The organism is Ruegeria hyattellae (assembly GCF_041537925.1).
In the GTDB taxonomy this organism is placed as follows: domain Bacteria; phylum Pseudomonadota; class Alphaproteobacteria; order Rhodobacterales; family Rhodobacteraceae; genus Ruegeria_C.
The window spans coordinates 470,385-494,844 of sequence record NZ_JBGOSH010000001.1 but is presented as its reverse complement, the minus strand read 5'-3'; the positions used below and the strand labels follow the sequence as shown (position 1 = coordinate 494,844).

Here is a 24,460-nt window from a genome sequence, read left to right as displayed (position 1 = left end):
GACTATGAAACCTGCGATGGCCAGTGGAGTATCCTTTCCTGTTTCCTCAGGTTTCGGTCAAAGATAACCCCGGCGCGACCATATCCGCGCCGGGGGAAGGGTCAAACCCGACGGATCAGCCGTAGCGATAGGGCCGCCCGGCCTTTTGCATCACGTCGTTGTATTTCTTGAAGATCTCGACCACCTTCGCCTTGGTCGGGCTTTCGGCGGCGATCTCATCCCAGAACTTGACGGCGGCCTGTTCGACCTGCGCCCATTCCTCGTCCGGGATGGTGGTCAGCTGCATCTTGTCGCCATTGACCCGCAGGCTGGCCTCGCCACCCCAATACCACCACTGGCGATAATAATGCGACTGGTCACAGCAAACCTTAAACAGGGTCTGCAGATCCTCGGGCAACTCGTTCCAGCGATCCAAATTGGCAAAGAAATGCCCCGCCCAGGCGCCCGAAACGTTGTTGGTCAGGAAGTAATTGGTCACATCCGCCCAGCCGACGGTGTAATCCTCGGTGATGCCCGACCATGCGATGCCGTCAAGCTCGCCTGTCTGCACCGCGACCTCGATATCCTCCCAGGGCAGTGTAACTGGCACCACACCGAACTGTGCCAGGAACCGGCCCGCGGTGGGGAAGGTGAAGATGCGCTTGCCCTTCATGTCAGCGAGGCTGTTGATCGGGTCCTTGGTGGCAAAATGGCAGGGGTCCCAGGCACCGGCGCTGATATGTTTGACGCCGACCTTGGAATATTCCTCGTCCCAGATTTCGTTCAACCCGTATTGGTTGAACAGCACCGGCACATCGAGGCTGTAGCGCGAGGCAAAGGGGAAATAGCCGCCGAACACCGTCACTTCGGTGGGCGAAGCCATCGAGTCATCGTCGGATTGCACCGCATCAATTGTACCGCGCTGCATGGCGCGGAACAGCTCGCCCGTGGGCACCAGTTGATCGGCATAGAACAGTTCGATCTGCATCCGGTCGCCAGCGATCTGGTTGAACATCTTGATGGCCGGGTCAATCACATGCTCGGCCAATGCGGCCCCGGCATAGGTCTGCATCCGCCAGGTGATTTTGCCCTGTGCCAGCGCGGGTGTGGCCAGCGCGGCGGCAGCCGGGGCGGCGGCGGCGCCTTTCAGGAATGTACGTCTGTTGGTCATGTCTTCTCTCCCATTGTTGGTCTCACTCAACGAAACCTCGTCATTATCCGCCCCGGTTCGCTCCGGGATCACTTGTTGTAAACATAGTCCGGCAGCCACAGCGCGATCTGCGGGAAGGTCATGATGATCGCCAGCGCCAGCACCATCACCAGCACGAAGGGCAGGATCGAGCCGTAGATGTCGCGTAGCGTGATCTCGGGCGGGGCCATGGCCCGCATCAGGAACAGGTTATAGCCGAAGGGTGGCGTCATATAGGCGATCTGGGTGGTGATCGTATAGAGCACTCCGTACCAGATCAGGTCGAACCCCAGCGCGCCCACCAGCGGCACATAAAGCGGCGCGACGATCACCAGCATCGCGGTGTCGTCCAGAAAGGTGCCCATCAGGATGAAGCTCAGCTGCATCAGAATCAGGATCATCCAGGGGTTCAGACTCAGACGCTCGGTAAACAGGTTCTCGATGGCCTTGACCGCGCCCAGCCCGTCGAACACCGCACCAAAGGCGAGCGCAGCCAGAATGATCCACATGAACATGCAGGTGATGCCCAGCGTCGAGCGTACCGAGGTCTCGAACACGGCCCGTGTCATCCGGCCCTTCAGGACGGCAGCAGCAAAGGCAGTCAGCGCCCCGATGGCCGAGCTTTCGACAAGCGAGGTCCAACCGTTAACAAAAGGCACCATCATCGCTGCGAAGATGCCCAACGGCAGCAGTCCCGCGCGCAACAGCGCCAGCTTTTCACGAAGCGGCAAGTCGCGTTCGGAGGTGGGTAGCACCGGCCCAAGCGACGGATTCAACCTGCACCGGATGGCGATGTAAAGGATGAACATCGCTGCCATCATCAGCCCCGGTACTACACCCGCGAGCCATAATTGCCCCACCGGCTGCCGCGCGATCATCGCATAAAGCACCAGCACCACCGAGGGCGGCACCAGAATGCCCAGCGACGACCCGGCCTGAATGACGCCGGTCACCATCTTCTTGTCATAGCCGCGTTTGAGCAGTTCCGGCAGCGCAATGGTGGCCCCGATGGCCATGCCGGCCACGCTCAACCCGTTCATGGCCGAGATCAGCACCATCAACCCGATCGTGCCGATCGCCAGCCCGCCATTCAGCCCACCCATCCAGACATGGAACATCTTGTAAAGATCATCGGCAATCTTTGATTCCGACAGCACGTAGCCCATGAAGATGAACATCGGCAGCGTCAGCAGCGGATACCATTTCATCAGCTTCATCGCGGCCGAGAACCCAAGGTCATAGCCGCCCCGGTCGCCCCACAGCAGCAGCGCCGCCACCACGGCGACAAAACCGATGGCCCCGAACACCCGCTGCCCGGTCAGCAGCATCAGCATCATGGTTGAGAACATCAGGATGGCGATCAGTTCATAGGGCATCAGATCACCTCGCGCGGGATGTCGTCGCCCTTCAGGCGCAGGATGTCCTTGAACAGTTCCGACGCTGCCTGCAGCAGCATCAGGAACAGCCCCACGATCATGATCGACTTGATCGGCCACAGATACGGCCGCCAGGCGGTCGGGCTGCGCTCGCCATATTGCAGCGAATAACTGAGAGAGTCGTAGCCGCCATAGAGCATGACGATCAGATAGATGATCAGGAACAGGACGGTGATCGCATCGGTCCACGCCTTGCGCCGGTTCGACCACTCGCCATAGAGCAGGTCCATCCGCACATTGCTGCCCATCTGGATCGAGTAAGGACCGCCCAGCACGTAATAGGCCACCATGGCAAACTGCGCCATTTCCAGCGTCCAGAGCGAGGGCAGAAAAAAGGTCTTCGAGATCGACGACCAGAGCAGGATGCCCATCATGACAAAGATGCCATACATCACAACCCGCCCGATCCAGAGGTTCAGCCGATCGACGACACGAACATATCCCCTGAGAAAATTCAAACCTCCGGACCCTTGATCATGGTGCACCCGATCATGACGCCACCGCCGCTGTTGAAAGGTCCCTGGCCAGATCGGCCAACATCGGTGACAGCAGCCCGGCGATCCGGTTCACACCCTGGGGCGTGTCGACCAGATCGTTCCGCACCTCTAGCATCACGTTGTGCAGCCCGCGTGAAACTGCATGCTCGCGCAATGTATGGGTCACGCCGTCGCGGGCGGAGTACGGCTCGTTCAACGCCACGCGCAGCCCGCAATCGGCGGATGCATTCAACAGAGCCTGCGCCGCCCGGTCATCCGTATCATGCAGGATGCCAAGTTCAGTGTTGCGATATACGCCATTGTAAACAGGCGTAAAACTGTGAATTGTGATGACCAGAGGCGGTTCTGCGCGCGCGGTCAGGACCTCGGCCAGAAGGTCGCGGAACGGCATATAGACATCGCGCACCCGCTGCCCGTGATGCGCCGCGCTCAGCCCCTGATTGCCCGGTATGTCGAACCGTTCGCTGCGCGCCGGAACGGCACTGTCGACCTCGGGCGGGCGGTTGCAGTCATAGACCAACCGGCTTACCCGCGAATGGACCAAAGGCGCATCCAGTGCGCCCATCAGCTCTACCGCAAGTTCCATCGCCCCGATATCCCAGGCCGCGTGGGACTGTGTCACTTCCCCGTCCAGCCTCAGCCGATCCAGCACCGCCGGGATGAACCGGCTGGCGTGTTCGCATACCAGAACGGCAGCACCGGTGCCTTGCGCGTTCAGCACGCGCGCCGCCGGAGCTTCCAGCGCGGACAGTAGGGGTGACTCGGGATCGATTGCCATGTGTAGCATTGGTTACAGCTTTGCGCTGGCTGTCAACAATATTTCTGTAGACATGATTACAAAACTGCATAGGCTGTAGCGATCGTAATCAGGACACCCGCCCGTGACCCCGACCACAAAGCTCGTCAAGCAGTTGATCCAGGAAGAGATGGAGGCGCTGACACCCTCCGAGCGCCAGCTTGCCTCGATCCTGCTGCAGGACTATCCGATGGGTGGGCTGCAATCGATCACCAAGCTTGCCAACGCCGCCAGCGTCTCGACCCCGACAGTGATCCGGATGGCGCGCAAGCTGGGTTTCGACGGCTTTCCGGCGCTGCAGGACGCCTTGCGCGACGAGGTAGCGGCACAGATCAAGAAACCCATCGCCAAGCGCGACGCCTGGGTGGTGGATGAGGGGGCCGAGCACCCGCTGACACGGTTCGCCCAGGCCGCCTGGACCAATATGCGCCATACGCTCGACCGGATCGACACGGGCATGTTTGACGCGGTGGCCAGGCTGCTCGCCGATACAGCGCGTCCGCTTTACGTGGTGGGCGGGCGCATCACGCGGTCCAATGCCGATTACTTCTATAACCACATGCAGATCATCCGGCCCAATGTGACCATGCTGGGTAATTCCGCCAATGTCTGGCCGCAATACCTGCTGGATATGGACGAAGCCTCGGTCCTGGTGATCTTCGACATTCGCCGGTATGAGGCGCATCTTGCCAAACTGGCGCAGATCGCCTCGGATCGCGGGGTTACGGTGGTGCTGTTCACCGACCAATGGGGATCGCCCATCGCGCGCTCGGCCCGTTATACGTTCAACTCTCTGGTCGAGGCGCCGTCCAGTTGGGACAGCACCATCGCGCTCATGCTGATCGTTGAGGCGCTGATCGCCGAGGTGCAGGATGCCCGCTGGGAGCAGAGCAAGGAACGGATCGAGGAGTTGGAGGCGATGTTCTCGTCCACACGGCTGTTTAGGGGACAGGCATAAGGCGTTCTCCCCGTTGCTCAAGATCCACCAGTCGAGGCCGTTTCTATCCTGTCGGTAGCGTCAGCCCCAAGAGCTTGCTAACGTATCGGTAAGTTGTTTCTGGCAACTTTAATTTGCTTTTTGGGACGCGCGATGCCTGTTTTCCTTACCCTGACCAACGCCGATATCAACAATGCGGCCTTCTGGGCGGCGCTTGATATAGGGCCGGATAGCACCATCGACGTCTCAGGCATCAGCGACGCGTTCCAAGTCACCATGACCGGAAGCTCGATCACCTTTACAAACACCAATACCACCGCTGTCACCACCTATACCAATGCCGATATCGCGGCGGGATCTTTCAGCCAGTTCGTCGAATATACCGGCAACGACAATGACAGCAATGTCAGCGGGTCTGTCGGGCTGAATGCCGGGGGATATACCGGGGGGCGGGGCGATGACACGTTCACCGATGATGGCAGTCTCGGCGGCAGGCTCGATGGCGGGCGCGGCAATGACACGCTGCAGGGCGGATCGGGCGATAACAATATCTTTGGGCGTCAGGGCAACGACGTTCTGCGCGGCGGATCGGGCGGCAACAACACCCTCCGGGGCGGAGGCGGGCGCGACACGCTTTTTGCCGAAGATGGTGCAGGCAGCCTACTTGGTGGCGGCGGGCGCGATGAGATCCATGCCGGGCTGAACACCGATTTCGTGGATGGCGGCAATGGTAGTGACACGCTTATCGTTCCATGGGGCTCTACCGTCACGCCGTCTTCTCCCGGCGCCAACGACGGCACCGTCACGATGTCGAACGGCAACAGCTTCACCTATCAGAACGTCGAGAATGTCGAGATTGCCTGTTTTACAGAAGGGACGCTGATCCGAACTCTGCACGGCGAATGCGCGATTGAAACGCTGTCCGTGGGCGATCATGTCGAAACGCTCGATCACGGCCCGCAACCGATCCGCTGGATCGGCAGGTGCTGCGTGCCGGGTCGGGGTCGACACGCACCCGTGCGTTTTGCACCTGGTGCGATCGGCAATGACCGACCGATCCGAGTCTCGCCCCAGCATCGGGTGCTGCTTTCGGGCTGGCGCTGCGAGTTGCTTTTTCATGCCCCCGAAGTGCTCTGTGCTGCCCGGCATCTGTGCGACGGAGACCGCATTCACAGCGCGCCATGCGATCAGGTTACCTATGTTCACTTGATGTTTGACCGGCACGAGATCGTGTTCTGCGAGAATGTTCCGATGGAAAGCTTTTACGCGGGTGCACATATCCTGAAGGCCGACCGCGCCTGTTTTGAGGAACTTATAGGTATGTTCCCGGAATTGGCCTGTGGCAAGGCGAGCTCTGCCGCCCGCCCATTCCTACGCCGCGCCGAAGGGTCGCTGTTAGGGCCACAGAGCCTCCTGTAATCCGCCACTCCGGATCGACCGCGCGGCTGTTGTACGGGCGATTATGTCGGAAACGCCTTTCGCCTGCCGGTTCAATTGCACTTCATTATGGTGGTGGGCGGAGGTTCACATTGGCAAAGCCGGCAGAGTGTTGACCGATCCCGAATTTGACTTGTTGCTCAGGCATGATGCGGCGTTGAAAACACCGGCGATGCAGGCTCGGTATCAGGTTATTGAAGGTGCCGATCTGCCTGCAACCGGGGTGGCAAACGGAGCGTCTTGCACGGCGTGACGGTGCCCAACTCTCGTATAAGCTATGCCGTGGAACACCCCGATTGTGGTCCCTACGCCTACAAGTTTCAGCTGTGCCCGAATGCACCGGACCGGTTTGCATCCAAATACTCTGCCCACGCGCAGGCTATCGACGCCTTTGCGCATTCCAGTCAGTTGACGCTTCCGAATCCAGTATTTCTGGACGCTTATAATCAGGCGAGCCTGATGCAATACGTCATTGGTCGCCCCGTCTCTGAACATTGAGAGACGCTTGCACCACGCCTGATCAGCAACTGGCTCTGCTTAGGCTCACTTGGCAATGGCTTGACGCCTTTCATCGCACCAAATTCGAGGCCTCGCGGGGTTTTCAACCTAAGAAATACGCTACGGTTTTGTGGCGATCTGCGGGACAGGATCATCTTGGGCAAAACGAAGGTCGTTGCCAGGCAACTGCTTCTGAGCGGGTTCGATACGCTATTCGAGCGGGCGCCTGACTACGAGGGGCAAGACACCGTATCCGCCATCCAGCATGGGGATTTCCATATGCGCAACCTGATCTTTGATGGTTGGCAGTTGGGGGGGACCGATATCTCGAAAAGTCAATCCGCGCCGGTTGGCCACGACATTGCCTAGATGCTTCTGGACTTCACGACGATCCTGCGCTGTGTGCAGGGGCTGGAGCCGGGGTAGGTTGTTCCCGAGAACGCGTTGGATGCGTTTTTTTGTGGCTAAACTCTGGTGGGGAAAGAGGATCCGGCCTGCTTTATGTGCACATTCTGGCGACCCTTCTGCATGTTCCGATGGACTAGGAGGCGCGCCCGGACGCGAAACAACGGACCTTGTCCCGCTTGCGCCCGATCGCTCAGAACGCATTTAAGGTGGCCAAGGCGGAACGACAACCGAACCGCCAGCCCGTCATTCGCCTCTAACCCAGCGGCAGGAGCCTGCAGCGCGCCAAGGTACCGGCAATCTGCGGCCGCGTCCAAGATGAGTCTTGTGAACATTTCAAGCCCGCTTGGTCCCAATGGTTTGCTTTTTCGTCGGTCATATGCCGGTTCTTTCTGGTGGGCCGACCGTATGGCAGAGCGCTGGAATTGAGAAAGCGCTTTGATGTCGTTTGATCCCGATCAGGTCGATGGGCGCGTTTGCCCAAGCGGCGAAGGCGCAACCGGCCTTTGCCGAATACCTTTAGTGGTACTGGAAACTGAAATCGATCAATCTTGAAGACAGAGGGAATGAAACGAAGTTGAAAGCCAGATTCAGGTCATTTTGCCGGGATATCTGATGCGTTGCGAATTGTTGATCGCTGGATGCGCCTGCGGCACTGTGCAGCTTGGGTTTGAACTTCCGGCAAATCCCGCTATTGAGCCGGAAACGTGCAGGATCAGGATCAGGAGCGGGCGTGAAACAGAAAAAGCGGAAATTCCCGAAACTCAATGCGTTGCTTGATCCGTTTGATGTCAAGCTCATCGATCGAATGGACGAGATGGCCGAACGCGAGCGGCTTGTGGGTTTCGAGCGGCGCGGAGGGCTGAAGCGGCCCGCCTATGCCTTGTCTCCGGGGATGGAAGGGTTCGATATCGCGCCTCTGGTGGCGGAATATGAGACCCATGCCGAGAGCCTGCACGCGCTGCAGGATCCGGGGCGGAACCAGACCGGTTATCTGCCCATGAACGGCTATTACGACCGCCCGGATGCGGATGCGCTCTATCTGATGATCCGCCGCTATGCGCCGTCACGGGTGATCGAAGTGGGCTGCGGCAATTCCACCCGTGTAACTCGGCAGGCAGCGCTGGATGGCGGGTTGCAGACACAGATCACCGCCATCGATCCCTATCCGCGTGCCGATATCGCCCATGTGGTGGATGCGTTCGAGCAGAAGCGGGTGGAAGAGGTCGATCCGGTGCTGTTCTCAACGCTTGGGGCGGGCGATGTGCTGTTCATCGATTCCAGCCATCAGGTGCGACTTGGAAATGATGTAGCACATCTGTTCTGCAACATCATTCCGCAGCTGGCCCCGGGTGTGGTGATCCATGTGCATGATGTTTTCCTGCCCTATGAATACCCCAAACGGTTTTTCTATGACTGCCCGTCCTGGGGCGAGCAATACATGCTGCATGTGCTGTTGCAGGGCGGCGGGTATGAGATGCTCTGGCCCGGGTACTACCTACAGCAGGACCGCCCCGACGCGACGCAGGCGCTGCCGTTTCTGCAAGGTGGACGGGCACAGAGCTTGTGGGTGCGCAAACGCTGAGCGGGTTTTTTCCGGAAAGGAACGCCTGCGGCATGCATTTTTTGTTTGCATTCACGCCATGCAGGCGCTGGGGCGTTGCCCCAGACCCGAGTGCGTTCCTATCGGATGATGCGCCTCAGATCAGGCGCACCTGAGTGCCGATCTGGACCAGCGGATAGAGTTGTTCCACGTGCTCGTTATAGAGGCCGATGCAGCCGGATGAACTCATCCGTCCGATTTTGCGGGTGTCGTGGGTGCCGTGTACCAGATAGGCGGGCCAGTCCAGGTACATGGCGCGGGTGCCCAGTGGATTGCCGGGATCGCCGCCTTCTATCCGAACCGGCAGAGTCGGGTCGCGTTCGCGCATGTTGGATGTGGGGGTCCAGCTTGGGAACTCGGTCTTGCGCACCACTTTTGTATAGCCGCGCTTGGTCAGTTCCTCGCTCATCGGGACCGAAGAGGGGAAAAGGCGATATTCGCCATCGGGTCCCCAATAGTGCACCGCGCGGCTGGTAATGTCGGCCAGCAGCGCACCCTTGCCCAGCGTGTCGAAATGGTCCTGCCAGTTCTGGCGGCGGAAGGACGAGACGTTGCGGTTCACCGGCACTTGCGCGCTGATGGGTTGTTCGGTCTGCGGGAAGGCGTCGCTGCTTTGGGCGCGCACAAGGGCCGGGGTTGCGAGGGTGGCGGCAACGCCCAGCAGGGCGCCGCGGCGGGTGATCCGGGAGTTCGGCAAAGTTGCCTCCATCATCTGCTCAATTCTTCGCGCAGAAAATAGGGGCTCGCGCGGCGTCTGACCAGAGGGGGCAGATGAAAAGACTGTGATTGCTGCCCGGCAGGGGGCCGGGCAGCAGATGTCGTTACGTCAGTCCATGGCTTTGAAGTTGAATTCGCCGCCTTCTTTGATGCCCGAGGGCCAGCGCGCGGTGACGGTTTTGGTGCGGGTGTAGAACTTGAACGAATCCGGCCCGTGCTGGTTGAGGTCGCCGAACATGGATTTTTTCCAGCCGCCGAAGGTGTGATAGGCCAGCGGCACCGGGATCGGGACGTTGATGCCGACCATGCCGATATTGATGCGGCTGGCGAAATCGCGGGCGGTGTCGCCATCGCGGGTGTAGATGGCAGTGCCGTTGCCGTATTCGTGATCCATTGCCAGACCGATGGCCTCTTCGTAGGAGCCTGCGCGCACGGTGGACAGGACCGGGCCAAAGATCTCCTGCTTGTAGATGTCCATGTCAGGGGTCACGCGGTCGAAGAGGTGCGGGCCGACGAAGAAGCCGTCCTCATAGCCTTGCAAGCTGAAATCGCGGTTGTCGACCACCAGTTCTGCACCCTGATCGACGCCGGACTGGATCAGGCCCATGATCCGCTCTTTCGCATCGCGGGTCACGACCGGACCCATATCGACATCGTCGCCTGACGTGTAGGGGCCGACCTTGAGCTTTTCGATGCGGGGCACCAGTTTCTCGATCAGGGCGTCAGCGGTGTCCTCGCCCACAGGAACGGCAACCGAAACGGCCATGCACCGTTCGCCCGCGGCGCCGAACCCGGCCCCTACGAGTGCGTCGGCGGCCTGGTCCATGTCAGCATCCGGCATCACGATCATATGGTTCTTGGCGCCGCCAAAGCACTGCGCGCGTTTGCCGTTCGCGGTGGCGCGGGAGTAGATATACTGCGCGATCGGGGTGGACCCCACAAAGGAGACACCCTGAATGATCTCGCTGTCCAGCAGGGTGTCGACCGCCTCTTTGTCGCCGTTGACGACCTGGAACACGCCCTTGGGCAGCCCGGCCTCGACGAATAGTTCAGCCAGCATCAGCGGCACCGAGGGGTCGCGCTCAGAGGGTTTCAACACCACGGCGTTGCCGCAGGCCAGCGCGGGGCCCACATGCCAGAGCGGCATCATGGCGGGGAAGTTGAACGGCATGATCGACGCTACGACGCCCAGCGGCTGGCGCATCGAGTACATGTCGATGCCGGGACCGGCGCTGTCGGTGTACTCGCCCTTCAGCATCTGCGGTGCGCCGATGCAATACTCGATCACCTCGAGCCCGCGCTGCAGGTCGCCCTTGGCGTCGGGCAGGGTCTTGCCGTGCTCGCGGCTGAGCGCCTCGGCCAGCTTGTCCATGTCGCGGTTCATCAGCCCGACCATCGCCATCATCACCCGCGCGCGTTTCTGCGGGTTGGTGGCCCCCCACTCAGGCTGCGCGGCGGCAGCGTTTTCAATGGCGGCTGTGGTTTCGGCTACGCTGGCCATCGGGCATCGCGATTGCACTTCGCCGGTGGCGGGGTTGAAGACATCGGCAAAACGGCCGGACGCTCCGGCGGCGTACGCACCATTGATGAAGTGGGACAGTTCCTGCATCTCAGACTCCTCCGGTTCAATTTGGGGCTACCATAGGCTTGCAAAAATCCCCTGAACAGAGGCAATGTTCCAAAGCGGTTTTGCAAAAATTCAGGTATGGGTGCCATGGAACCGAACTGGGACGATATGAAAGTGTTTCTGACCGTGGCGCGCGAGCAGAGTCTGTCCGGCGCCGGGCGGCTGCTCAAGCTGGACCCGGCCACGGTGGGACGGCGGATCGCCCGGTTGGAGGCCGCGCTGGACGCGCCGTTGTTCACCAAGTCGCCGCAGGGCTATGTGCTGACCGCCGCCGGAGAGCGGCTGCTGACCCATGGTGAGCAGGCGGAAGAGGCGATACGCGCCGCCGCGGGCGCGATGTCGGGGCCTGCCGAGACACTGACCGGGCAGATCCGCATCGGCGCACCGGATGGCAGCGCCAATTACCTGTTGCCGCAGGTCTGCGCCCGCATCTGCGACGCCAACCCTGAGCTTGATATCCAGATCCTGGCCTTGCCGCGCATCATCAACCTGTCGCGGCGCGAGGCGGATATGGCGATCACCGTCAGCGTCCCCACAGCGGGGCAGTTGCTGGTCCAGAAGATCAGCGACTACAAGCTGCATATCGTGGCCACAAAGCACTATCTTGAGACCCATCCGCCGATCCACAATGTCGCGGATCTGCGCGGGCACCGGATGATCGGCTATATTCCCGACATGATCTTTGACCGAGAGTTGGACTACCTCAACGATATCGGCATCCAACGGGTGGCACTGGCCTCGAACTCGGTCTCTGTACAGTTGCGGCAGATGTCGCATGGCTCGGGCGTGGGCGTTGCCCATGATTTCACTCTGCCGTTCCACCCGGACTTGCGCAAATTTCTGACCGAAGAGATCAGCCTGACCCGCAGTTTCTATCTGGTGCGCCACCAGGGCGACCAGCGCAGCGAGCGTCTGAACCGCTTTGCCGCCGCCCTGAGCACCGGGATTCGCGACGAAGTGGCCCGGTTGGAAGGGTTGACTTGACAGGACGCGGCCAAGGGGCAACGCTCGGGGCATGCAGGAAATAATACCGAGGTAACGCAAATGCTTGTCCAGGCAATCCTGAAATCCAAGTCCGGTTCCGAAGTGGTGACCGTCAAGACGTCGACATTGGTGTCCGAGGCAGCGCAGGTCCTGGCCGAAAAACGGATCGGTACCGTGGTGGTCTCGGATGATGGGGAAACGCCGGACGGCATCCTGTCGGAGCGCGATATCGTGCGTGAGCTTGCCGCCAGCGGCAGTGGCTGCTTGACCCAACCTGTCAACGCATACATGACCAGCAACCTAGTGACTTGCAGCCGCGAGGCGAGCGTGCAGGACGTTTTGGAACAGATGACCGAGGGGCGGTTCCGTCACATGCCGGTGCTTGAGGACGGCAAACTGGTTGGGATCGTGACGCTGGGGGATGCGGTCAAGGCGCAACTCGCTGAAGTCGCAATGGAAAAGGACGCGCTTCAGGGCATGATCATGGGGCACTGATTTGCCATATTGCGCTTGCAGGCCGCATGTGGTTCTTTGCGGCGCAATTTTTTTGCGCAGAGGCCTGCCATGAGAACTGCTTTGTATCCCGGAACCTTTGACCCGATCACACTGGGTCATATCGACATCATTCGCCGGGCGGCTCTGATGGTGGATCGACTGGTGATCGGTGTCGCGATCAACCGCGACAAGGGGCCAATGTTCTCGCTGGAAGAGCGTGTCGCCATGATCGAGGCCGAATGTGTCTCCCTGTGCCAGGAGACAGGCGCCGAAATCGTGGCGCATCCGTTTGAGAACCTGTTGATCGACTGCGCCCGCGATGTGGGAGCTCAGACCATCGTGCGCGGGCTGCGCGCTGTTGCGGATTTCGAGTATGAATACCAGATGGTCGGCATGAACCGGGCGCTGGATGACACGATCGAAACGGTGTTTCTGATGGCCGATCTGCGGCATCAGGCCATAGCCTCGAAACTGGTCAAGGAAATCGCGCGGCTGGGTGGCGATGTGTCGAAATTCGTGCCGCCGCGCGTCAAGACCGCTCTGGACGAACGGCTTGCGCGTTAGCGGGCGGGCAGGTGTCTTTGGTATGGGATCGTATCGAAACGCGCGCGGCTTTCTGCGCCTTCATCGCGGTTAGTCGATTCGAGGCGCCGGGCCTGCGCTTTGTGATCCGTCCGGATGGAAGCTTTGCCGGAACCTCGGACGGGGTCGCATTTGAGGGACGCTGGCTTTGGCAGGACGGGTTTTTCTGCCGCACGCTATCCCTTCCCGATGCACCGGCCGAGACCGATTGCGAGCGCATCGAAGTGAATGGCGCGCAAATGCGCTATACGCGGGACAGAGGGCAGGGCGACGTCCATGTGGTTCGCAAAGTTCCGCTCTGACCTTCAGCGCCAGAAGGCCAGCCATTGCAGCAGGTCGAACAGCTTACGGCCGAGAAACAGAATATGTTCGGTCCCGAACAGAATGATATCCCCGACAACGGCGACGAGCAGGATACCCCCAAGCCAAATGGCAATCTGATTTGTCATCCGGTCCTCGGGAAAAAAGAAAAACGCCCGCTCAGATAACCTGAGCGGGCGTTATTTCTCAAGCGCTTAATGGGTTCAATTCAAGCGACCCATCGCCACCGCCACATCCGCCATGCGAACCGAGAAGCCCCATTCATTGTCATACCAGGCCAGCACCCGCACCATGCGATTGTCGACCACGCGGGTCTGATCAGGGGCAAAGATCGAGCTTTCCTCGGAATGGTTGAAATCGACCGAGACCAGCGGCGCGGGCTCATAGCCCAGCACCCGTGACATCGGGCCTTGCGCGGCTTCGGCGACGATGGCGTTGACCTCTTCGCGGGTCACATCGCGCGAGGCGCGGAAGGTCAGGTCAACGGCCGACACATTCGGGGTCGGCACGCGAATGGCCGACCCGTCGAGCCGGCCCTTGAGGTTCGGCAGAACCTCACCCAGCGCCTTGGCGGCCCCGGTGGAGGTCGGGATCATCGCCATCGCGGCAGCGCGGGCGCGGTACAGGTCCTCGTGGCGGCGGTCCAGCGTCGGCTGATCCCCGGTATAGGCGTGGATCGTGGTCATGATGCCATGCTCGATCCCGATGGCGCGGTCCAGCACCTTGGCCAGCGGGGCCAGGCAGTTGGTGGTGCAGGAGCCGTTCGAGATCATCCGGTCTTCGGGTGTCAGCGTTTCGTCGTTGACGCCATAGACGATTGTCTTGTCCACGTTCTTGCCAGGCGCCGACAGCAGCACCTTCTGCGCGCCGCGCTCGAAATGGGTGTTGGCCTTGAGCCCGTCATTGAACTTGCCGGTGCATTCCAGCACCACGTCGCAGCCTTCCCAGTCCAGCTGGCCCATGTCATAGGTCGAGAACATCTGCATCGGGCCACGGCCCAGATCCATGGTTTTCTCATCGATGATGATGTCGCGCGGAAAGCGGCCATGGTTGCTGTCATATTTCAGCAGATGCGCCGAAGTTTCCAGCGGCCCGGTGGCGTTGACCTTGATGACTTCGATATCGTTACGGCTGGATGCCGCGATATGGGACAGGGTGCAGCGACCGATGCGACCGAACCCGTTGATACCTACCTTGATGGTCATATATTGCTCCGACGACGTGGATCTTGCTGCCATATAGACAGCCATAGCTTCCAGGTGAAGCCTAAAAAACCAATAAAACGAGCCTGTTAGCGCAAACCTGTGACGGTTGCGCTAACGCTTGTGCTAACAGCGTGAACAGATAACCTGCCAGCGGTCGGATTGATCAGGAGAATCGAAGATGAGCGGCTTGCTGGCTTTGCTGGACGACGTGGCGGGTATTGCCAAAGTGGCAGCGGCATCGGTCGACGATGTGGTCGCTGCGGCGGGCAAGGCGGGGGCAAAGACGGCGGGTGTGATCATCGACGATGCCGCCGTGACGCCGAAATACGTTCAGGGCTTTGCGCCCGCGCGCGAGCTGCCGATCATCTGGCGTATCGCGCGCGGATCGGTGTTCAACAAGATCGTTCTCTTGCTACCGGTGGCGCTGTTGCTGGCCAATTTCGCGCCCTGGCTGATCACGCCGTTGCTGATGATCGGCGGGTCTTACTTATGTTTCGAAGGCGCGGAAAAGATATTCCACGCGCTGTTCCCGCATGGCAGTCACAGCGTTCATGAGGACCTGAAGGAGCGAGACCCCGGCCATCTGGAGGAGCAGAAGGTCAGGGGGGCGATCAAGACGGACTTCATCCTGTCGGCCGAAATCATGACCATCGCCCTGGCGGCCATAGAGGCTCCGAACGTCTGGATGCAGGGCGCGACGCTGGCGGTTGTGGGTCTTGGCGTGACGGTCGCCGTTTACGGCTCTGTCGCGCTGATCGTGAAAATGGATGACGTGGGTCTTTTTATGGCCAACAACGCGCCAACCCCGATCGGGCGCGGGTTGGGGCGGGGTCTGGTCAAGGCGATGCCCGGCGTGATGAAGACGCTGTCGATTGTTGGCACTGCCGCGATGCTCTGGGTGGGCGGGTCGATCGTGATCCACGGACTGGAAGTGCTGGACTTTGGCTGGCTGGGCCATCACATCCACGACTGGGCCTATGCCCTGGGTCACGCGGTGTCAGAACAGTGGACAGGCGTCGTGGAATGGGTGTCAAAGGCCACAATGGATGGCATCTTTGGTCTGGCTTGGGGCTTTGTGCTGATCCCGGTGGCGACGAAGGTGATCGGGCCGGTTCTTGGGGCATTCTCTGGGAAGTCCGCATAGAGCCCAAAGCGGACTTAGCAAAGATTCCGCCAAGGAGAGCAATGTGAGCTCTGCCGCGGGTAGGCTTCTTGACCCAATCGTATAGAGGATCAACCCTGTCCCGAGCGGCAAGTAGAAGGGGTCTCCTCTGAAACGTTCTGCCCGGTTGTTCAGGCCATCTTCAGGATCGGCAATATTTGCCTGCCGCTGTTTGCTGCCATTGCTCAATTCGGTTTGCCCGAGGACTTGCTCTTCGACGATCTGAAAATTGAGCTTTACTTCCCTGCAGACGAAAAAAACATGCAGCAGCTGAAGGTGATGGTTGGATAGATCACCCCTCCGCTGGCGGCACAGCCCGCTGATAGAGATGCCATGTGGTGTGACCAAGGATCGGCAAGGTGAAGATCAGGCCCAGAAACGCAGGAACCAGCGACAATAACATGGTGACCGAGATGATCGCCGCCCAGGTGAGCATGACCACCGGGTTTTCCGTGACGACGCGAATGGACATTAGCATGGCGGAAACAAAATTGGTTTCCCGGTCGAGCAGCATGGGCATGGCGACGACGGTCACTGAGAATAGTACAGCCGACAGAAATGCGCCTACGCAGGTGCCAATAGCAAGAAAGGTCCAGCCCTGCGGTGTGAAGAATACGGTGTTCAAAAACCCATCAAAATCCGAGAAGGAAGCATCCTGCAGGATGATCGCCAGCCAAAGCCGAACCTGGTAAATCCACACCCAGAAAATGAATAGGGTGACAAAGGCCATCCATCCCATTTCGCGCTTGCGTTGATTGGCTATGACGGTGAGGATTTCAGACCAACCAAAACTCTTTCCCTTCTGCAACCTGCGGGACATTTCATAAAGCCCGGCGGCGGCGAAAGGTGCGACCAGCGGAAAGCCTACAACGGCGGGAATGATCATCCAGATCTTGCCAAGCCAGACCAGGCTCCAAACAAACAGGATTCCGAAAACCGCATAGAACAGGCCGAAGAAGCCGCTCATGAAGGGGCGTGCCAGAAAGTCGGAAAACCCGGCCTTCAGCGACGCGGTGATATCACCCGCAGTCACCTTATTGACCTTGGACATGGCCTGCTGCTGCGGCGTCAGATTGTCCGGTGGTGTGGAACCTGTGGGCTTGGATGTCATGACACACTCCTCCCAAAGCATGGCACCGCGTTGGTCCGATTGCCAACAGACCCAGCGGTGAAACAGACATCCCTCCCCGCAAAAAAGTTTGCATCAGGTAAGGGATAAGGGCAAGGGGGGAATATGGCAGCCAAGTCTGCAACGCTGACATTCGAGTTTCGGCACCTTTGAAACGACAAAGGGCGCTCTGGCGAGCGCCCTTTCTTCTGGTCTGATAGGAGTCTGGATCAGTCCAGCAATTCCTTGACCTTTGTCACGGTTGCTTCTGCGGTGATGCCGAAATGCTCGTAGAGGTGACCGGCGGGGGCCGAGGCGCCGAAGCTGGACATGCCGATGAATGCAGCCTTGGCTTCGCGGCCGCGCTCGCCCAGCAGCCAGCGGTCCCAGCCGCCTGCACGCACGGCGGCTTCGATGCCGACGCGGACAGGGCCTCCGGGCAGGACGCGTTTGCGATAGGCTTCGTCCTGTGCCGCGAACAGCTCCATGCAGGGCATGGAGACGACACGGGTGCCAATGCCCTCGGCTTCCAGCTTGGCCTTGGCCTCCATTGCGATGGACACTTCCGAGCCGGTGGCGATCAGGATCGCCTGGCGCTTGGCCTCGGCATCGGCCAGCACATAAGCACCTTGCGCGGTGAGGTTCTTGGCCTTGTGCTCGGTTCGCACGGTGGGCAGGCCCTGACGGGTCAGGGATAGGACCGAAGGCGTGTCCTTGGACGACAGCGCCAGTTCCCAGGCCTCGGCCGTTTCCACCATGTCGGCGGGGCGGAACACATTTGTGTTGGGCGTGGCGCGCGAGATGGCCAGATGCTCGACCGGCTGGTGGGTCGGGCCATCCTCGCCCAGACCGATGGAATCGTGGGTCATCACGAAGGTGGTCGGGATCTTCATCAGCGCGGCCAGACGCATCGCCGGGCGGGCATAATCGGTGAAGGCCATGAAAGTGCCGCCATAGGGGCGGATGCCGCCATGCAGCGCCATGCCGTTCATTGCCGAGGCCATGCCATGTTCGCGGATGCCGTAGTGGATATACCGGCCCTTGCGGTTTTCCGGCAGGAACACGCCCAGATCAGCAGTCTTTGTGTTGTTCGACCCGGTCAGGTCGGCCGAGCCGCCCACGGTCTCGGACAGGATCGGATTCACGACGCCCAACACCTTTTCCGAGGCGGCGCGGGTGGCCAGTTTCGGCTGATCCTCGGAAACCTGCTTTTTCAGCGCACGGATGGCGCTGCTCAGCTTCTTGGGGGTATCTCCGGCATAGGCACGGTTGAACTCGGCCTGCTTGCGCTCGGATATCTGCGCGAACCGCTCTTCCCAGGCGGCGCGGGCGTCGGCACCGCGGGCGCCGATAGCCTCCCATGCCGACTTCACATCTGCCGGGACCTCAAACGCGCCGTGCGGCCAGCCATAGGCCTCTTTCGCGGCCTCCAGCTGGGCCTGATCGGTCAGCGCGCCGTGGCCTTTGGAGGTGTCCTGTGCCGCGTGCCCCAATGCAATATGGCTCTCGCAGGCGATCATCGTGGGCAGGTCGGACTTCTTGGCTTCGATAATGGCGGCGTCGATGGCGGCGGGATCATGGCCGTCGATCTCGATCACGTGCCAGTTCGAGGCGCGGAAACGTTCGACCTGATCGGTGCGGTCGGCCATATCGACGGTGCCATCGATGGTGATGTTGTTGTCATCCCAGAAGACGATCAGCTTGCCCAGCTCCAGACGGCCCGCGAGGGTGAGCGCTTCCTGGCTGACACCTTCCATCAGGCAGCCGTCCCCGGCGATCACATAGGTATAGTGGTCGACCACCTTCTTGCCGTAATGGGCGCGCTGGACTTCTTCGGCGATGGCGAACCCTACCGCGTTGGCGATGCCCTGACCCAGCGGGCCGGTTGTGGTCTCGATCCCGTCGGCCAGGAAATTCTCGGGGTGACCGGCGGTCTTGGCGCCGAGTTGGCGGAAGTTCCTGATCTCGTCCAGCGTGATATGCGGGTTGCCGGTGAGATAGAGCAGCGAATAGATCAGCATCGAGCCATGGCCTGCCGACAGGATGAACCGGTCGCGATCGGGCCAGGTCGGGTTGGCGGCGTCGAAATTCAGGTGCTTTTCGAACAGCACGGTCGCGACATCGGCCATCCCCATCGGCATGCCGGAATGGCCGGAATTGGCGGCGGCGACGGCATCAAGGGTCAGGGTACGGATGGCCGTTGCCTTGGCCCAATGTTCAGGGTTCGCTTTACGCAGCGCAGTCAGGTCCACGGGGCTTGTTCCTTTGGGTTAAGGGCGGTTGCGGCGCTGAATACCATTCAGCCCCCGAAGTGCAAGCAGAACCGGGATTTGCGTCTTTCCGCGCATGAACTGTAGGTCTCAAGTGATTGAAAGCAAAAGGGGGGTATTTTCGCCGCGCATTCGCTAGAGTAATTTCAATCGAACCGGTGCCCGATTCGTGTGGTTTATGATGCGGGGGCAGCCGGGATGAAGAACAAGAACCGCAGGAAGATTGGGTGAGGGGCATGAGCCAGATTGAGGAATTGCAACGCCGTATTGCGGCCGCGATGGACCGGATCGGTGCCGGGGTCGAAATATTGTCAAGCCTGCCTGCACCGGTGGCTGAGGTCGCTGAGACACAAGGCGCGCCGGACACGGATCTGCTGGCCGCGCTGGAAGACGAAAAGCTGGCCAATGCCCAGCTAGAGGAACGTCTCAAGGTGTTGAAGGCACGCCACGAGGTCGAGCTGGCGCAGCGGGCTGACGGGGATGGCGAAGAGCTGGCGGCTTTGCGCGCCCACTTGGACGAGGCGCAGGCGCTGCTGTCCGAACGGGCTGGGGCCGAAGAGGCTGCGGCATCTGCCGCCAATGCGGTCGAGGACCTGCGCACCGAGAATGACGTGCTGCGGGTTCGGCTGGAAAGCGTCGAGGATGCCGAACCGCTGAAAGCCGAGATCGAGAACCTGCGCGCGGCGATGGCGGACACCGAACAGGCGCGCGATCTGCGCACCGAGAATGACATGCTGCGTGCCGAGCGGGTCAGCCACGGCGCGGCAATGGCGCGGCTGGACGACGATTTGCAGCGGCTGCGCAAGGCGAATGAGCAGCTGCGCGAGGTCAATGGCGCGCTGCGCGAGGCCAATGCCGCCGGGGTCGGTGACCCCGAACTGATCAACCACGCGCTGCAGGCCGAGCTTGAGGCGCTGCGTTCGGCCCGGGCCACCGACATGGCCGAAGCCCAGGCGGTGCTGGCGCAGCTTGAGCCGTTGCTGGCGCAGGCGGAACTGGTCGAAGGGGAGGAAGCGTAATGCCCAATATTACCATCACCATTGGCACGCGCGCCTTCGAAGTCTCCTGTCAGCCTGGAGAAGAGCAGTTTCTGCACTCCGCCGCCGCGATGCTGGATGACGAGGCGCAGGTGCTGTCGGATCAGATCGGTCGCATGCCCGAGGGCCGGATGCTGCTGATGGCCGGGCTGATGCTGGCGGACAAGACCGCCGGGCTTGGCGATCGGGTCAGAGAGCTTGAGGCGCAATTGGGCGAGCAGGAGGCCGAGCTTGCGCAGTTGCGCAACATGCCGCTGCCGGAACCGGAACAGATCGAGGTGGCCGTGGTGCCGCCCTTTGTCACCGACACGCTGGCCGAGCTTGCCGCGCGTGCGGAATCTCTGGCTGCGGAGGTCGAGGAAAAGGCGCAGACAAGGTGAAAGTCGCGCCTCTTGTTTTTGGCGTCGCGATCATGGCCACGCCATGTTTTGCCGATGATTTTAAGACTGCGACCTATGCGTGCGAGCGCGGGGCCAGGGTTCTGGCGACCTATGTGCCAGAGGGCGTGATCCTGACGGTAGAAGGTCAGCAGGTGGCTTTGGGGCAGTTGCGATCCGGTTCGGGCGTCCGTTTCGGCAATACCGGAACCAGCTATATCTGGTGGATCAAAGGCAAGTCTGCGACCCTCGATTGGGTCGCAGGAGACAATAGCACACGTATCTACGACGCCTGCAAAACCGAGTGATCAGGCGTTGGCTTCGCGGATCTTGTCGGCGGCGTCCTTGTCATAGGCGACGCCGTTTTCTTCAAAAAGGGTGTCCAACTCGCCTGACAGCGTCATCTCGGTGATGATGTCGCAACCGCCAACAAACTCGCCTTTGACATAAAGCTGCGGAACGGTGGGCCAGTCGGAATAATCCTTGATGCCCTGACGGAGCGCTTCATCGGCCAGCACATTCACGTCGGAAAAATCCACGCCCATATAGTTCAGCACACCTGCCACGCGGGACGAGAATCCGCATTGTGGCATCTCTTTGGTGCCTTTCATGTACAGCACCACATCATTGGCTTTGACGGTCTCGTCGATCTGGGTCTTAACGTCGCTCATCTTGCTGGTCCTCTTCGCGCGCGGTCGCGTGTGTTGTGTCCGTGTTCGGCTGGTCCTTGTTCCAGCCCTCAGTCTCCAGTCGCCGGTGCTCGGCCTGTGCCAAAGCCACCGGGTCCAATCCATAGCGGTCGATGCCTGCGATCTTGCTGATCTTGTCGGGATCGGGGCGCATATCCGACAGGCGTCGTTTTCTGTTCCGCTTCACATAGGCCTCTGTCAGCGCGGCGGCAACCACCAGAGTGGCAATTCCGCCTGCGATCCAGATGAACCAAGGGGTCATTTTCGGCACTCATCCTTTACGTCGTTCGTAGGCGCGGCGGCGCATTAACCGTGTGATCTGCCAATATATGGGTTCGTATTTTAGAAACTTTGGCAGGTCACAAAACAAGATCGCAAGAGCGCTAATGAGATCGAATACCAACCCGGTTAGTCGCAGCAGCACCCACCCGATCGGATCATCCATTACTCCGGTGCTTTGGTCGTCAGTGCCAGTGCGTGCAACTCGCCATCGGACCCGTCCATCTTGCCCTTCAGCGCGGCATAGACGGCGCGTTGCTGCTGGACGCGGTTCTTGCCGCGAAAGCTTTCATCCACCACCATGGCGGACATGTGAACGCCGTCGCTGCCGCCGACCTGAATCTCCGCATCCGGAAAGGCCTCGCGCAGCAGATGTTCGATTTCATGGGCGCTCATTGGCATGTAGGTCGTCTCCTGATGGTCTCACTCAAGAAGTAGAGCGGAGTGGGGGCACGTGCAAGGGATGCACGCGCCCGGAATTGCTTGTTTCCGGGGCTCAGGCCACCGCCGCGGCAAAGCTCTGTCGAAATGTCCCGGCCAGATCGTCCAGCGCCGCCTCGGAACTGCCTATTCGCACGCTGCTGCCGGTGAAACGGCCCACGGTTTCGATGGTGACGCCAGCCTGTCCGGCGGCAATCATCAGCGCCTCGGCCTGATCGAAGTTGCAGGCGACCAGATAGCGCGCCTGATCCTCGCCAAACAGCTTTTCGGTGGCCGCATCGTCAAGCTGAACGCCAACGCCGGCGGCTTCGGCCAGTTCAAACGCGGCCATCGCCAGCCCGCCATCGCTGAGATCGGTGCAGGCTTTGATAAACGCGCGATTGTCTCGGATGAAATTGCCATTGCGCTTTTCGGCGTCCAGACCGACCTGCGGCGCATCGCCGTCTTCGCGGTTGAACACCTCGGCCAGCAGGGCGGATTGGCCCAGATGACCTGCGGTTTCGCCGATGAGCAGCGCCACATGGCCCTCGCGCACCTCACTGCCGATGATGTCGTCGGTGTGGTTGAGCAGGCCAACCGCGCCGATCGTGGGGGTGGGCAGGATGCCCTGACCGTCGGTCTCGTTATAAAGCGAGACATTGCCCGAAACGATCGGCATATCAAGCGCAGCACAAGCGGCACCGATGCCTTTGATCGCGCCGACGAACTGGCCCATGATTTCGGGCTTTTCGGGGTTGCCGAAATTCAGGTTGTCGGTCGAGGCCAGCGGCGTTGCGCCCACGGCGGTGAGATTGCGATAAGCCTCGGCCACCGCCTGCTTGCCCCCCTCGACCGGGTTGGCGCGCACATAGCGCGGCGTCACGTCGGAGGTGAAGGCCAGTAGCTTGTCAGTGCCATGCACGCGGATCATGCCCGCGCCCAGACCGGGCGTGCGGGCACTGTCGGCCATGACCATGGTGTCATATTGCTCGTAGACCCACTGTTTGCCCGCGTAGTTAGGCGAGGCGAGTAGGGCGCGCAGACCGTCAATCGGGTCGATTTGCGGAACGTCGGCCAGCTCTTCGGCCTCGGGCGTCGGTTCCCACGGGCGGTCATATTCCGGGGCGGTCGAGGACAGTTTGGACAGGACCAGATCGGCTTTGACCTCGCCGTTGTGGACGATCAGGAAGCGGTCTTCGGCGATGGTTTCACCTACGATGGCGAAATCCAGATCCCATTTTTCGAACACGGCGCGGGCTTCGGCCTCAAGCTCGGGCTTGAGGACCATGAGCATGCGTTCCTGCGATTCCGACAGCATCATCTCATAGGCGGTCATGTTGTCTTCGCGCTGGGGCACGTTTTCTAGATCGAGCCGCACGCCCAGACCGCCCTTGTCGCCCATTTCAACGGCGGAACAGGTCAGACCGGCAGCGCCCATATCCTGGATCGAGATCACGGCTCCGGTCTGCATCAGCTCCAGCGTCGCCTCCATCAGGCGCTTTTCGGTGAAGGGGTCGCCGACCTGAACGGTGGGGCGTTTGTCTTCGATCGTGTCGTCGAACTCGGCGCTGGCCATGGTCGCGCCGCCGACGCCGTCGCGCCCGGTCTTGGCACCCAGATAGACCACCGGCATGCCGATGCCCGAGGCCGCGGAATAGAAAATCTTGTCACTGTCGGCCAAGCCAGCGGCAAAGGCATTCACCAGACAGTTGCCGTTATAGGCAGGATGGAACCGCACTTCGCCGCCCACGCAGGGCACACCGAAACAGTTGCCATAGCCGCCGATGCCCTCGACCACGCCGTTGACCAGTTGCCGTGTCTTGGGGTGGTCCGGTTCGCCAAAACTGAGCGCATTCATCGAGGCGACGGGGCGCGCGCCCATGGTGAACACATCGCGCAGGATACCGCCGACGCCTGTTGCCGCACCCTGATAGGGCTCGATGTAGGATGGGTGATTGTGGCTTTCCATCTTGAAGACCACGGCCTGACCGTCGCCGATATCGACCACGCCCGCATTCTCACCGGGGCCGCAGATCACTTGCGGGCCCGAGGTGGGCAGGGTGCGTAGCCATTTCTTGGAAGATTTGTAGGAACAATGCTCGTTCCACATGGCCGAAAAAATACCCAACTCGGTGAAACTCGGTTCGCGGCCGATGATCTGAAGGATCATCTCGTATTCATCGGGTTTCAGCCCATGGCTTTCGATCAGTTCCGGCGTGATGGCTGGCTCTTGCATCCTGTCTGGTCCCCGAGATGGCAATGTTTCGCGCCTTTTAGGCGAAGGCAGCGCCGGGGGGAAGGGGGCGCGCGCGATCAGCCGGTATCGGGGCCGTCGGGGCATATTGGCCCGGCTTGCCGCCGGGCCGGGTAAAACGCAGCAAGTCCAGCGCAATGTGATCGACCGGGCAGC

Annotated in this window: 27 protein-coding genes; 13 read left to right on the top strand and 14 right to left on the bottom strand. The window is 60.6% G+C overall.

Annotated elements, in window-relative coordinates:
* Window positions 1-115 precede the first annotated feature (115 nt).
* The 4 genes from AB1E33_RS02410 to AB1E33_RS02395 all read right to left on the bottom strand — a co-directional run bounded on the left by AB1E33_RS02410 (window position 116) and on the right by AB1E33_RS02395 (window position 3,888).
* Window positions 116-1,150, bottom strand: coding sequence for a TRAP transporter substrate-binding protein (locus tag AB1E33_RS02410; protein WP_372575653.1), 1,035 nt, complete (start codon window positions 1,148-1,150; stop codon window positions 116-118).
* Between the two features lie 68 nt (window positions 1,151-1,218).
* On the bottom strand, window positions 1,219-2,544 hold the full coding sequence (locus AB1E33_RS02405) for a TRAP transporter large permease (protein ID WP_372575652.1): 1,326 nt from the start codon (window positions 2,542-2,544) through the stop codon (window positions 1,219-1,221).
* Window positions 2,544-3,062: a TRAP transporter small permease subunit gene (locus tag AB1E33_RS02400; RefSeq protein WP_372575651.1), complete on the bottom strand. Its 519-nt coding sequence runs from the start codon at window positions 3,060-3,062 to the stop codon at window positions 2,544-2,546. The genes AB1E33_RS02405 and AB1E33_RS02400 overlap by 1 nt, the downstream gene beginning before the upstream one ends.
* Before the next feature lie 31 nt (window positions 3,063-3,093).
* Window positions 3,094-3,888 carry an N-formylglutamate amidohydrolase gene (locus tag AB1E33_RS02395; protein ID WP_372575650.1) on the bottom strand — a complete coding sequence of 265 codons (795 nt, stop codon included), beginning with the start codon at window positions 3,886-3,888 and terminating at the stop codon, window positions 3,094-3,096.
* A gap of 94 nt (window positions 3,889-3,982) precedes the next feature.
* Here AB1E33_RS02395 and AB1E33_RS02390 point away from each other — a divergent pair, with 94 nt between their 5' ends.
* From AB1E33_RS02390 to AB1E33_RS02370, 5 genes are all read left to right on the top strand, one after another.
* Window positions 3,983-4,855, top strand: a complete 873-nt coding sequence (locus tag AB1E33_RS02390) for a MurR/RpiR family transcriptional regulator (RefSeq protein WP_372575649.1) — start codon at window positions 3,983-3,985, stop codon at window positions 4,853-4,855.
* Between the two features lie 132 nt (window positions 4,856-4,987).
* Entirely contained in the window at window positions 4,988-6,253 is a 1,266-nt protein-coding gene (locus AB1E33_RS02385) for a Hint domain-containing protein (RefSeq protein WP_372575648.1), read from the top strand.
* Window positions 6,254-6,553: 300 nt separating this feature from the next.
* The gene (locus AB1E33_RS02380; protein ID WP_372575647.1) at window positions 6,554-6,769 is read left to right on the top strand and encodes a hypothetical protein; all 216 of its coding nucleotides are present in this window, start codon (window positions 6,554-6,556) and stop codon (window positions 6,767-6,769) included.
* Between the two features lie 156 nt (window positions 6,770-6,925).
* Window positions 6,926-7,138, top strand: coding sequence for a hypothetical protein (locus tag AB1E33_RS02375; protein ID WP_372575646.1), 213 nt, complete (start codon window positions 6,926-6,928; stop codon window positions 7,136-7,138).
* Window positions 7,139-7,907: 769 nt separating this feature from the next.
* Window positions 7,908-8,759: a class I SAM-dependent methyltransferase gene (locus tag AB1E33_RS02370; protein WP_372575645.1), complete on the top strand. Its 852-nt coding sequence runs from the start codon at window positions 7,908-7,910 to the stop codon at window positions 8,757-8,759.
* A 115-nt stretch (window positions 8,760-8,874) separates the two neighbouring features.
* Here the strand turns inward: AB1E33_RS02370 and AB1E33_RS02365 are convergent, their stop codons facing one another.
* Together AB1E33_RS02365 and AB1E33_RS02360 are read right to left on the bottom strand one after the other, a co-directional pair.
* Window positions 8,875-9,489, bottom strand: a complete 615-nt coding sequence (locus AB1E33_RS02365) for a L,D-transpeptidase (protein ID WP_372575644.1) — start codon at window positions 9,487-9,489, stop codon at window positions 8,875-8,877.
* Window positions 9,490-9,603: 114 nt separating this feature from the next.
* On the bottom strand, window positions 9,604-11,103 hold the full coding sequence (locus tag AB1E33_RS02360; RefSeq protein ID WP_372575643.1) for a CoA-acylating methylmalonate-semialdehyde dehydrogenase: 1,500 nt from the start codon (window positions 11,101-11,103) through the stop codon (window positions 9,604-9,606).
* A gap of 105 nt (window positions 11,104-11,208) precedes the next feature.
* Here AB1E33_RS02360 and AB1E33_RS02355 point away from each other — a divergent pair, with 105 nt between their 5' ends.
* From AB1E33_RS02355 to AB1E33_RS02340, 4 genes are all read left to right on the top strand, one after another.
* A complete protein-coding gene (locus AB1E33_RS02355; protein ID WP_372575642.1) occupies window positions 11,209-12,105 on the top strand; it encodes a LysR family transcriptional regulator in 897 nt (298 codons plus the stop codon).
* Between the two features lie 60 nt (window positions 12,106-12,165).
* On the top strand, window positions 12,166-12,600 hold the full coding sequence (locus AB1E33_RS02350; protein WP_372575641.1) for a CBS domain-containing protein: 435 nt from the start codon (window positions 12,166-12,168) through the stop codon (window positions 12,598-12,600).
* A gap of 69 nt (window positions 12,601-12,669) precedes the next feature.
* Complete coding sequence (coaD, locus tag AB1E33_RS02345) at window positions 12,670-13,164, top strand: pantetheine-phosphate adenylyltransferase (protein ID WP_372575640.1); 495 nt, start codon at window positions 12,670-12,672, stop codon at window positions 13,162-13,164.
* Window positions 13,165-13,175: 11 nt separating this feature from the next.
* Complete coding sequence (locus AB1E33_RS02340; protein ID WP_372575639.1) at window positions 13,176-13,484, top strand: hypothetical protein; 309 nt, start codon at window positions 13,176-13,178, stop codon at window positions 13,482-13,484.
* A 3-nt stretch (window positions 13,485-13,487) separates the two neighbouring features.
* On the opposite strand, the gene AB1E33_RS02335 is transcribed toward AB1E33_RS02340, so the two are convergent.
* Window positions 13,488-13,631, bottom strand: coding sequence for a hypothetical protein (locus AB1E33_RS02335; protein WP_372575638.1), 144 nt, complete (start codon window positions 13,629-13,631; stop codon window positions 13,488-13,490).
* Between the two features lie 75 nt (window positions 13,632-13,706).
* Entirely contained in the window at window positions 13,707-14,708 is a 1,002-nt protein-coding gene (gap, locus tag AB1E33_RS02330) for a type I glyceraldehyde-3-phosphate dehydrogenase (RefSeq protein ID WP_372575637.1), read from the bottom strand.
* Between the two features lie 178 nt (window positions 14,709-14,886).
* Between gap and AB1E33_RS02325 the strand changes: the two genes are divergently transcribed.
* Entirely contained in the window at window positions 14,887-15,852 is a 966-nt protein-coding gene (locus tag AB1E33_RS02325) for a DUF808 domain-containing protein (protein WP_372575636.1), read from the top strand.
* Between the two features lie 310 nt (window positions 15,853-16,162).
* Here the strand turns inward: AB1E33_RS02325 and AB1E33_RS02320 are convergent, their stop codons facing one another.
* Window positions 16,163-16,981 (bottom strand): DUF2189 domain-containing protein, encoded by an 819-nt coding sequence (locus tag AB1E33_RS02320; protein WP_372575635.1) that lies wholly within the window; start codon window positions 16,979-16,981, stop codon window positions 16,163-16,165.
* 227 nt (window positions 16,982-17,208) lie between these two features.
* Complete coding sequence (gene tkt / locus AB1E33_RS02315) at window positions 17,209-19,230, bottom strand: transketolase (RefSeq protein WP_372575634.1); 2,022 nt, start codon at window positions 19,228-19,230, stop codon at window positions 17,209-17,211.
* A 254-nt stretch (window positions 19,231-19,484) separates the two neighbouring features.
* Here tkt and AB1E33_RS02310 point away from each other — a divergent pair, with 254 nt between their 5' ends.
* From AB1E33_RS02310 to AB1E33_RS02300, 3 genes are read left to right on the top strand one after another with little or no spacing between them, the layout of a single operon-like run.
* Window positions 19,485-20,267: a hypothetical protein gene (locus AB1E33_RS02310; protein WP_372575633.1), complete on the top strand. Its 783-nt coding sequence runs from the start codon at window positions 19,485-19,487 to the stop codon at window positions 20,265-20,267.
* Window positions 20,267-20,665 carry a cell division protein ZapA gene (locus AB1E33_RS02305; RefSeq protein WP_372575632.1) on the top strand — a complete coding sequence of 133 codons (399 nt, stop codon included), beginning with the start codon at window positions 20,267-20,269 and terminating at the stop codon, window positions 20,663-20,665. Before AB1E33_RS02310 ends, AB1E33_RS02305 begins: the two co-directional genes overlap by 1 nt.
* A complete protein-coding gene (locus AB1E33_RS02300; RefSeq protein WP_372575631.1) occupies window positions 20,662-20,970 on the top strand; it encodes an MliC family protein in 309 nt (102 codons plus the stop codon). The genes AB1E33_RS02305 and AB1E33_RS02300 overlap by 4 nt, the downstream gene beginning before the upstream one ends.
* Here AB1E33_RS02300 and grxD read toward each other — a convergent pair whose 3' ends face one another.
* The 4 genes from grxD to purL all read right to left on the bottom strand — a co-directional run bounded on the left by grxD (window position 20,971) and on the right by purL (window position 24,286).
* Window positions 20,971-21,333, bottom strand: a complete 363-nt coding sequence (gene grxD / locus AB1E33_RS02295; protein WP_372575630.1) for a Grx4 family monothiol glutaredoxin — start codon at window positions 21,331-21,333, stop codon at window positions 20,971-20,973.
* Window positions 21,320-21,613, bottom strand: a complete 294-nt coding sequence (locus tag AB1E33_RS02290; RefSeq protein WP_372575629.1) for a hypothetical protein — start codon at window positions 21,611-21,613, stop codon at window positions 21,320-21,322. The genes grxD and AB1E33_RS02290 overlap by 14 nt, the downstream gene beginning before the upstream one ends.
* Before the next feature lie 182 nt (window positions 21,614-21,795).
* The gene (locus AB1E33_RS02285) at window positions 21,796-22,032 is read right to left on the bottom strand and encodes a BolA/IbaG family iron-sulfur metabolism protein (RefSeq protein WP_249710333.1); all 237 of its coding nucleotides are present in this window, start codon (window positions 22,030-22,032) and stop codon (window positions 21,796-21,798) included.
* Window positions 22,033-22,126: 94 nt separating this feature from the next.
* Entirely contained in the window at window positions 22,127-24,286 is a 2,160-nt protein-coding gene (purL, locus tag AB1E33_RS02280) for a phosphoribosylformylglycinamidine synthase subunit PurL (RefSeq protein ID WP_372575628.1), read from the bottom strand.
* Window positions 24,287-24,460 lie beyond the last annotated feature (174 nt).